Origin of the sequence: Nocardia amamiensis NBRC 102102, assembly GCF_001612745.1 — a bacterium.
Classification (GTDB): domain Bacteria; phylum Actinomycetota; class Actinomycetes; order Mycobacteriales; family Mycobacteriaceae; genus Nocardia; species Nocardia amamiensis.
The window spans coordinates 1-9,335 of sequence record NZ_BDBA01000291.1 but is presented as its reverse complement, the minus strand read 5'-3'; the positions used below and the strand labels follow the sequence as shown (position 1 = coordinate 9,335).

At 68.1% G+C, this 9,335-nt stretch carries 7 protein-coding genes and 1 tRNA gene; 7 read left to right on the top strand and 1 reads right to left on the bottom strand.

Annotated features, from left to right (window positions below; translation table 11 throughout):
- Window positions 1-667: 667 nt before the first annotated feature.
- From NA4_RS35720 to NA4_RS35705, 4 genes are all read left to right on the top strand, one after another.
- On the top strand, window positions 668-1,807 hold the full coding sequence (locus tag NA4_RS35720; protein ID WP_067480078.1) for a DUF8017 domain-containing protein: 1,140 nt from the start codon (window positions 668-670) through the stop codon (window positions 1,805-1,807).
- Between the two features lie 60 nt (window positions 1,808-1,867).
- Window positions 1,868-1,941: transfer RNA gene (locus NA4_RS35715), tRNA-Pro, on the top strand.
- Window positions 1,942-2,081: 140 nt separating this feature from the next.
- Window positions 2,082-2,720 carry a Uma2 family endonuclease gene (locus NA4_RS35710; RefSeq protein ID WP_067480076.1) on the top strand — a complete coding sequence of 213 codons (639 nt, stop codon included), beginning with the start codon at window positions 2,082-2,084 and terminating at the stop codon, window positions 2,718-2,720.
- Window positions 2,721-2,956: 236 nt separating this feature from the next.
- Entirely contained in the window at window positions 2,957-3,685 is a 729-nt protein-coding gene (locus NA4_RS35705) for an SDR family NAD(P)-dependent oxidoreductase (RefSeq protein ID WP_067480074.1), read from the top strand.
- An 8-nt stretch (window positions 3,686-3,693) separates the two neighbouring features.
- Here the strand turns inward: NA4_RS35705 and NA4_RS35700 are convergent, their stop codons facing one another.
- Window positions 3,694-4,152, bottom strand: a complete 459-nt coding sequence (locus tag NA4_RS35700; RefSeq protein WP_067480072.1) for a hypothetical protein — start codon at window positions 4,150-4,152, stop codon at window positions 3,694-3,696.
- Window positions 4,153-4,314: 162 nt separating this feature from the next.
- Between NA4_RS35700 and NA4_RS35695 the strand changes: the two genes are divergently transcribed.
- The 3 genes from NA4_RS35695 to NA4_RS35685 all read left to right on the top strand — a co-directional run.
- Window positions 4,315-5,022 carry a GntR family transcriptional regulator gene (locus NA4_RS35695; RefSeq protein WP_067480070.1) on the top strand — a complete coding sequence of 236 codons (708 nt, stop codon included), beginning with the start codon at window positions 4,315-4,317 and terminating at the stop codon, window positions 5,020-5,022.
- Between the two features lie 12 nt (window positions 5,023-5,034).
- Window positions 5,035-8,646 (top strand): urea carboxylase, encoded by a 3,612-nt coding sequence (gene uca, locus NA4_RS35690; protein WP_067480068.1) that lies wholly within the window; start codon window positions 5,035-5,037, stop codon window positions 8,644-8,646.
- Window positions 8,647-9,335: amidase family protein (locus tag NA4_RS35685; protein WP_245671747.1), on the top strand; the 689-nt coding region annotated here is incomplete at its 3' end. It lies immediately after the preceding gene.

The following is a 9,335-nucleotide window of genomic DNA, read 5'->3' as shown; positions in this document are numbered from 1 at the left end:
GAGCGAGCGTGACGATCCCGATGCCGCGCGGCGTCCGGCCTCCGAAGCGCAACCGGTCACGCCATCCGAAGGACCGCAACCGTTTTCGCAATGGCAGCCGACCGGCAGCCGGCCACCCGGAGTGAACGAACCGGCGCGCCCTGTCACGCCATGGCGGCGTGACTCGAATGCCCAAGCGGTCGACCATGATTCGCAGCAGTGGCGACCGGGCACGAGCGGATTCCGGCAGGCGGAGTCTCCATCGGTGTCACAGTGGCCCGGTTCGCATGCGACAGGTGACGGACCCGCACCGTCCTATCCCTGGCAGCCAGCCGGTTATAACGGAGCCGCCGCGAATCCGGGACAGCCACCGGATGCACAGCAACCAGGTCACCCGAATCGAACCGGGGCCGGATCGACGGCGCAGAGCGATCCCACTATGCAATGGCAGCCAGGTACCACCGGTGACGCAGGTGAGAGCCGACCATCCAGCACCTGGCAGCCGAATCCCCAGCCCGACCCGGGCATGCAGTGGCAACCGCACGGACAACCTGCGCCGCCGCAGCCCGACCCGACCTCACCATGGCAACCGCACGGGCAATCCGCGCTGCCTGAGTGGTCCGCCGCTCAGGGCACTCCCGCCATGCCGCCGACTAGTGCTTCGGCACCGAGCACGGCTGATCCCACGATGATCGCCCGATCGCTCGGTGACGGACGCCCGCACCCAGAGCAGGATCCGGGCCGCAACGATCCGACGATGCTTGCCCACTCGCTCGGCGAGGATGCGTCGTCCGGGCAGTGGCCGCCGCAGGCGGATCCGACCATGCTCGCTCGCCCAGTGGGTGCGTTCGATCAGCCCGCGCCCTTCGGCAGCCCGCACTCGGGTCCCGAGCCGGACGGGGGTGGCGCGGTCGTGCTCCGGCACCCGACCGCCGATCGGTTCACGCAGCAGAACTACCAATGGCAACCGGCAGACGGCCCTGGTCCCTACGGTGCTCCTACGCCTCAGCAGTACCAGCCCGGTTACGGGCCACATCACGGGTCCGGTGGACCGCCGCCCCACCACCGCCCGCGCGGGAGCGGCCGAGGTAAGACGCTGCTGCTGGTCGGGTTGGTCGTGCTGCTGGTAGCCGGTATCGCGGTGGGCGCCGTGGCGTTGACCAAGCGGGAATCGAGCGATTCCGCCCAGGGCGACTCGCCCGCGCTGGTGAGCGCGCTCACCTCGACGGGATCGCCCGCACCGGCCACCAAGAGCGCGCCGACAACCACCGCGGGCCCGGCGAGCGGCAGAACCCCGCTCATCCCCGGCTTCCAGGTGGTCGCGGCGCCCAGCAACGGCGCCGCGTACGACGTGCCCGCCGGGTGGGCCATCGCCCCGCAGGACACCATCGGCGGCTTCGGCCACCCGCCCGAGACCGTCGCGGGCAAGGGCTACGCCAGCGAGGGCAAGGGCTATTGCCCTGGCTCGACCCGCACGGTCGCCTTCCTCACCGGCTCGGACACAACCGACCCGGCCCGCGCGGCAACCGAACTCGGCACCAAGACCGCCGCACTCGCCTACCAGGGCACCCCCGGCGGCACACCCGGCGCGCCCGTGCCGCTGGCGTCGCTGGACGGATCCCAGCAAGGTGTATTCGTGGAGACCACCGGCACCGTCACCGAGGCCAAGCCGGGCTGCGCGACGGCGTACTCCATCTACACCGCCGCGTACCCCACCGACAGCGGAACCTTCGTCATGGTGATCGCCGCCGACACCGGCGTTCCGCACGCTCTCGACGCCGAGACCGCCAAGCGCATCTGCACCAGCATTCGCCCCATAGAAGGCTGACTGACCTGCCGGTTTAACGTCTCACCCCGCGCTGTTGTAAGCTACTCCAGGTTCGATTCACGGGGTGTGGCGCAGCTTGGTAGCGCGCTTCGTTCGGGACGAAGAGGTCGCAGGTTCAAATCCTGTCACCCCGACTCGTGTGGTTGAGACACGACACGGCTCCCAGCCTTCACGGGCTGGGAGCCGTTCTGTTTCCTTAGACCCGCTCGTCGGCACATCCGAGGTCGGCTGTGCCTTACGATGGCAGCGCCTACCCACTGAAGGACGGATCACCGTGTCGGAAGCGTTCGACTGGTCTCCACTCAAGACCTATACCTTCCCCATCGACATGGACACCTATTTGTCCATGCCTGAGGACGTGTCCCGCGCCATAGAGGTCAAGGACGGGATGATCGTCTTCTGCGAGTCTGCATCCCCCAATCACAATGCGATCGCGTACAACATCGAGCGGGCGCTGCGAGATGCCAACGAAAAACGATCATCGGCAGAACCGTGCCTGCGGGTCAACCACGACGTCGACATGCTTGTCTCGGAGGTTCCGTACCATTTCAAGCGGCCTGACGTCATCGTCTACCACTGCATCAACGAATCCCGCGGGCGCTGGAAACGAAAGCCGACCATCGCCGATACCCTCCTGGTCGTCGAGGTGGTCTCACCCACAACCATTACGGCGGACATGATCGACAAGCGGGCAGAATATGCGCGCTTCGGTATTCAGCACTACTGGATCGTCCGCATGGCCAATGACGATGGCCCCGCGATCTCGGTCGAGATGCTGACCCTGAACTCCGATGGAAAGTACTTCTCCGACGGCCATCGAACCCGCACGAAACCGTTCGCCGCCGCCATCGAAACGTTGAGCCCATTGGATGTGCGGATCACTTGGGAAGACCTCAACGTCGGCGTCGACTGATCCGTACTGTCGCCCCGTGACGATCTGGCGGAGGAGTTCCTGCCTTACGGCATCGCCGTCAACGCGTTGTGGCCTCGGACGAAGATCGACTTCTGCGGCGCTTCTGCTCGGCGGAGCGAAATCGCCCTCGCCGTTGCCGAACCTGAGACGATGACACTCGATGTGGCCCTCGGGTGGTATCCCCGCCGAATACCATTCGCAAAAGCAAACTCCCGCGATCATCGAAAGGTCGGCAAATGAGCGAGCCTGTCGATAATGTGCCCGCAGACAAACCGCTAGCCGGGAAAACCGCGCTGGTCACGCAGGCCCACACCGGAATCGGCAAGAAAATCGCGAAAACGCTTGCGGCACAAGGCGCGCAGGTGGTGGTTCACAATCCGCATATTCCGGAGTGGGCGGCGGACGTGGTCAAGGAGATCACCACCGCCGGTGGTGCGGCGCTCGCGTTGGCGGCGGACGTCGCCGACCGCACCGAGTACCAGGAGCTGGTGGAGGTGGTGCTCGAGGACTGCGGCCGGTGGGACCTGCTGGTCCACACCGCCGCGGTGCCGGAGGCGGTGCCGTTCGCGCAGATCAGCGCGGACGCGTTCGACGCAGGCTTCGCCGCGACGGTGCGGGGCGTGTTCCACGGGGTCCAACTGGCCGCCCAGCACCTCGCCGAGCAAGGCCGGATCATCACCGTCTGCGACTCCCCCAACCCGGGCGGCGCGGTCTACGACGCGACCCGGGGCGCGGTAGAGCAACTCGGTCAGGCCGTGGCGCCGGACTTCGTGTCGCGGCGGATCACCGTCAACACGATCAGCCATGGCGTCGGCGCCGTCGACAACGCGGAACTCGCGACCGCCCTCGCGGCGATGAATCCGGCCGAGCCCGCCGCGGTGGTGGCCTACCTGGCAGGCGAGGCGGCGAGCACGGTCACGGCGCAGGCCATCCGCCTGGGCGGGGCAGCCCAGGCGCCGTGGTAGGCGGCCGATTACGCGACGACGTTCCCACCGAACGAACTGAAGCCGCGCCCCTTCGCCTGGCAGGTGAAGCTCCCGTGGAATCCCACCGCACACGTCGAGCCCGCGTGCTCGATGATCGGCCCCCACTGGCCCGAGCCGGTCTTCACGTCGTAGATGCTGGGATTGCCGCCCGGCAGTGTGTACGGCGTGCCGGGGTCGAAGGTGGGGTGCGCTGGCAGCCAGGGCTGGTCGATCACCATTTCGCTGACTTTCACCGGCACCGGAATGTAGGAGTTGCCCACGTGGTAGCTCAGGAACAGCGGGTAGCCGAAATCGCATCCAACGGACCCGTCCCCGAAGATCGCGCAGTTCGTGCTGCCCGCCGCGAAATAGACCGTGCCCGCGTCGGCCTGGGCGTTCCCGGCCACGACGAGCGGTGCGGCGGCCGCGGCGGCGAGTGCTCCGGCGAACTTCGTGCTGCGCTTCATGCCTTCTCTCCTTGGTGAATTCGCTGACCGACCCGATAGCTCTGTCGGCTCGGCGCCGGTTTCCGTTTCGCGCCATCGGACACAGGCACGGTGAGGAGACGCTAACGCGGCGATAACCTACAGACACGCCATCGACATCCGATGTCAATAGCGTATACAGGCATGTCGACACGGATAGCCACTCTGGCGGACGCGGCGGGCAAACCGCTGCGCGACGTGGTGTACGCGGCCTTGCGCAGCGAACTCATGAACGGAGACATCAAGTTCGGCGAGCGGCTGACCGAGCCGAAACTCTCGGCGCGGTTCGGCATCTCGCGCACACCGATTCGCGAAGCCCTGACCGTCTTGTGCTCGGACGGCTTGCTGCAACGGGAAGAATACGGCTTCAGCCCGGTACGGCCGAGCATCCCACTGATCCGTGATCTGTATGAGCTTCGAATCACCCTGGAACTGGGTGGTTTACAGCGCGCCATGACGAACCCCGCCGTTACCCACGACCGGGAACTGCTGGAAGCAGAACGGTCCGCGTGGCTGGAACTGCGCGCCGATCCCCCGGAGCAAGAACCGGGTTTCGTAGTGCGCGACGAGGAATTCCACGTCACGCTGCTCACCGCCGCGGGCAACACCGAGATGGTGCGTGCGCTGAAAGCGGTGAACTCGCGCATCCGCCACGTTCGGATGTACGACTTCATGGTCAACAACCGGATCGAGACCACCATCGCCGAGCACCTCGGCATTCTCGAAGCGGTGCTGGCGGAGGATCTCCCACTGGCCTACCGGCTGCTGCACACGCACATCGGTGAGTCACTGGATGTGGTACTCGAACGCGTCACGCGCGCGATCGCGGCGATGTCGCTGGCCACCGATTAGCGGGGAGCAGCAGTGAGTCTGGAATTCGACACCGTACTCGTCGCCAATCGCGGGGAGATCGCGTGCCGCATCATGCGCACCGCACGGACGCTCGGCTTGAAGACCGTCGCCGTGTACTCCGATGCCGACATGGGATCCGCACACGTCGAAATGGCCGACGTCGCGGTGCGTTTGGGGCCGAGTCCCGCGGCGGAGTCCTATCTTCGGGCCGACGCGGTGATCGAAGCGGCGCTGTCTGCCGGTGCGGGTGCCATCCATCCGGGCTACGGATTTCTCTCGGAAAACGCGGATTTCGCGACCGCGGTGGATGCGGCGGGGATCGCTTTCGTCGGACCCACCCCGGAGCAGCTGCGCGTCTTCGGTGACAAACACACCGCGCGGGCACAGGCACGTGCGGTCGGCGTGCCGCTCATTCCGGGCAGCGGCCTGCTCGATTCGGCCGATCACGCGGTGGCGGAGGCGGAGCGGATCGGCTTCCCCGTGATGCTGAAGGCGGTCGGCGGCGGAGGCGGCATCGGTATGCACGCATGCTTCGGCCCGGACCAGCTGCGCGCCGCCTACCAGCGCGTGCAGCGCCTCGCGGCGGCGAACTTCAGCTCGACCGGCGTCTTCCTGGAGCGTTTCGTGGCGCGGGCCAGGCACGTCGAGGTGCAGGTGTTCGGCGACGGCCACGGCCGGGTGGTCAGTCTCGGCACCCGGGACTGCTCGCTGCAACGCCGCAACCAGAAGGTGATCGAGGAAGCTCCCGCACCTGGACTCGGCGCGGAGCTGTCGGAGCGCTTGCTCACCGCTGCACGACAGCTCGCCCGATCGGTCGGCTACCGGTCGGCGGGGACGGTCGAGTTCGTCTACGACACCGACCACGACACCGCCTCGTTCCTGGAGATGAACACCCGCCTGCAGGTCGAGCATCCGGTCACCGAAGCGGTCACCGGGGTCGACCTGGTCGAATGGATGCTCCGGCTGGCGGGCGGCGATAGTTCGATGGTGGACGAACTGCCCGAGGGCGGACCGCCGATCACAGGCCATGCCGTGGAGGCTCGCGTCTACGCGGAGGATCCGGGGCACGACTACCGGCCCAGCGCGGGCCTGGTGACGTCCGCGAAGTTCCCGCCCGACACCCGGGTCGACGCGTGGATCGAGACCGGCTCGGAGGTCAGCCCGTACTACGACGCACTGCTGGCCAAGGTGATCAGCTCCGGCGCTAACCGCGCGGACGCCTTCGCCACGTTGCGCGCCGCGCTCGGCACGACGCGGATCTACGGCGTCCAGACGAATCTGCCGCAACTGCGTCAGGCAGCGGACGACGCCCGAGTTCTGCGCACCGAGCACACCACGACCACACTGGCCGAGATCCGCCCAGCCGGGCATCGCATCGACGTGCTGCGCGGCGGGACGATGACCACGGTGCAGGACTATCCGGGCCGAATCGGCCTGTGGGCGGTGGGCATTCCGCCGTCCGGCCCGATGGACGACCTCTCGTTCACCCTCGCCAACACCGCAGTCGGCAATCCGATCGGCGTCCCCGCGCTCGAATGCACCTTGCACGGGCCGCAATTGCGCTTCGCCGACACCACCACCGTGTGCGTAACCGGCGCGCCGACACCCGTGACTGTCGACGGCAGCCCGGTGGACATGTGGGAGCCCATCACCGTGCCCGCCGGTGCCGTGCTCGATATCGGCGCGCCCACCGACACCGGTCTGCGCACCTATGTGGCGGTGCGCGGCGGTATCGACGCTCCGCTGTATCACGGCAGCGCCGCCACCTTCACACTCGGCGGATTCGGTGGTGTCACCGGAAAGGCGCTTGCCACCGGCGATGTCCTCGGCATCGCCCGGATCACGGGCGACGCGCTCGGCGCGCCCGCCGCGGTGCCGCCGGGCGAGCGGCCGGAGTTCACCCACGACTGGCGGCTTGCCGTCGGCGTGGGGCCGCAGACCGCGCCCGCGTACTTCACAGACGCCGACATGACCCAGTTCTGCACGCATCCGTGGCGGGTCGGCAGCCATGCCAACCGCACCGGCATCCGCCTGGAGGGCCCGAAGCCGGCTTGGTCGCGCACCGACGGTGGCGAGGCCGGGCTGCACCCGTCCAACCTGCACGACAATCCCTACAGTGTCGGCGCGCTGAACGTCTCCGGTGACACGCCCATCCTGCTCGGTCCGGACGGACCGAGTCTCGGCGGCTTCGCCTGCCCGCTGACGGTGGTGTCCGCGCATCGCTGGCGCCTGGGCCAGCTCCGTCCCGGTGACACGGTGCGGTTCGTGCCGGTCGATGACGACAAAGCGGCCGAATTGCGCTCCGCCAACAGCAGCCGCGTGCCCGACATCGTGCCCGATTCCCTGGCAACCCTTGCCGATCGCGGCATCTTGGGCGGAATCGAGGCGTCCTCGGACCGTCCGCGCGTGCGCTACCTGCGCGGCGGGGACGACAATGTCTTGGTCGAATACGGCGAGATGGTGCTCGATCTCGGGTTGCGCATGCGGGTGCACGCGCTGGCCGAAGCACTCGCGGCCGCCGAGCTACCCGGCATTCTCGACGTGACCCCCGGTGTCCGATCGCTGCACATCCATTTCGATCCAGACGTGCTGCCGCAGTATCGGCTGCTCGGCACGCTGACCGAGCTCGAACTCGACCTGCCCGCCACCACCGACCTCGTGGTGCCGAGCCGCACTATTCGGCTACCGCTGTCGTTCGACGACCCGTCCATCGCCGAGGCGATCGACCGCTATCGCAGCGGCGTGCGCGACACCGCGCCCTGGCTGCCGTCCAACGTCGAGTTCATTCGCCGCGTCAACGGGCTCGACAGCGTCGAGGACGTGCGCACCACCGTGTTCGACGCCGAATACCTGGTGCTGGGTCTGGGTGACGTGTATCTCGGTGCGCCGCTGGCGGTTCCGCTCGATCCGCGCCACCGCCTGGTCACCACGAAATACAACCCGGCGCGCACCTGGACGCCATCCGACGCCGTCGGCATCGGCGGCAAGTACCTGTGTGTCTACGGGATGGCCTCGCCGGGCGGCTACCAGTTGATCGGCCGCACCGTGCCGATCTGGTCGAGCTACCGGCAGTCCGCGCCGTTCGAACCTGGCACGCCTTGGCTGTTCCGATTCTTCGATCGCATCGTCTGGGAACCGGTGAGCCCGGAGCAACTGCTCGAGTACCGGGCGGCGGCCGAAGCGGGCCGGTTCGACGCGGAAGTGAACGACGGCACCTTCGCCCTGGCCGACCATGTGCGAATGCTGCGTACCGAGGCCGACTCCATCGCCGAGTTCGAAGCCAGGCAGACCGCCGCGTTCGAGGCGGAGAAGGCGGCGTGGCGCGCGGCGGGCGAATTCGAGCGCACCACCGTCGCGCCCGTCGCGGCACCGATCGACGATCCACTTGCCGGCCTACCCGCGGACGCGACCGTGGTGACCGCGCCGATGATCGGCAATGTCTGGCGGGTGGAAGTCGAAGCGGGACAACGGCTCACGGCCGGTGCGCCGGTCGCCGTGCTGGAGGCGATGAAACTCGAATTGCCGGTGCACAGTCCCGGCGAAGGCACCGTGCTGAAGGTGCTGACGGCCCCCGGCGCCAAGGTGGAGCCGGGCACACCCCTAGTAGTGATCGGAGTCGACTGAATGCCCCCAGGCGTCCTAGGCGGCACGGCGGCCGACCCCGTCGAACGGGTCGCGGCCGCCTATCGGCGGATAGCCGAGGTGGATCGTCCGGAGGTGTGGATCACGCTGCGGCCGGAAAGCGAGGTCACCGCGGAAGCGGCGGTGGTCGCCGAGCGGCTCGCCACCGGTGCGACGTTGCCGCTGGCCGGGGTGCTGGTGGCGGTGAAGGACAACATCGATGTGGCCGGTCTGCCGACGACCGCGGCCTGTCCCGAATTCGCCTACACCCCGGAGGTGACCGCGGCGGCGATCGAGCGACTGATCGCGGCGGGCGCGCTCGTGCTGGGCAAGACGAACCTGGACCAGTTCGCCACCGGGCTGGTCGGGACGCGCAGTCCGTACGGCCCGGTGCGCAATGCTCTCGACCCGAACCTGGTGTCCGGCGGGTCGAGCTCGGGGTCCGCGGCGGCGGTGGCACTCGCCGTCGCGGACCTCGGTATCGGCACCGACACGGCGGGTTCCGGACGGGTGCCCGCCGCGCTGCACGGGATCGTCGGCATCAAGGCGACGTTGGGCGTCATCCCGGCGCACGGAACCGTGCCCGCCTGCGCGGATTACGACGCCGTCACGGTGTTCGCCGCCGATCTGGACCTGGCGGTGACGGCCGCCGCGGTGATGGCCGGGCCGGAGCCGCGCGACCCGCGCAGCCG

Excerpts from the sequence above, each read along its gene's own strand:
- NA4_RS35720 (WP_067480078.1), top strand. The coding sequence starts at position 668 with ATGATCGCCCGATCGCTCGGTGACGGACGCCCGCACCCAGAGCAGGAT.
- NA4_RS35705 (WP_067480074.1), top strand. The coding sequence starts at position 2,957 with ATGAGCGAGCCTGTCGATAATGTGCCCGCAGACAAACCGCTAGCCGGG.
- NA4_RS35700 (WP_067480072.1), bottom strand. The coding sequence starts at position 4,152 with ATGAAGCGCAGCACGAAGTTCGCCGGAGCACTCGCCGCCGCGGCCGCC.
- NA4_RS35695 (WP_067480070.1), top strand. The coding sequence starts at position 4,315 with ATGTCGACACGGATAGCCACTCTGGCGGACGCGGCGGGCAAACCGCTG.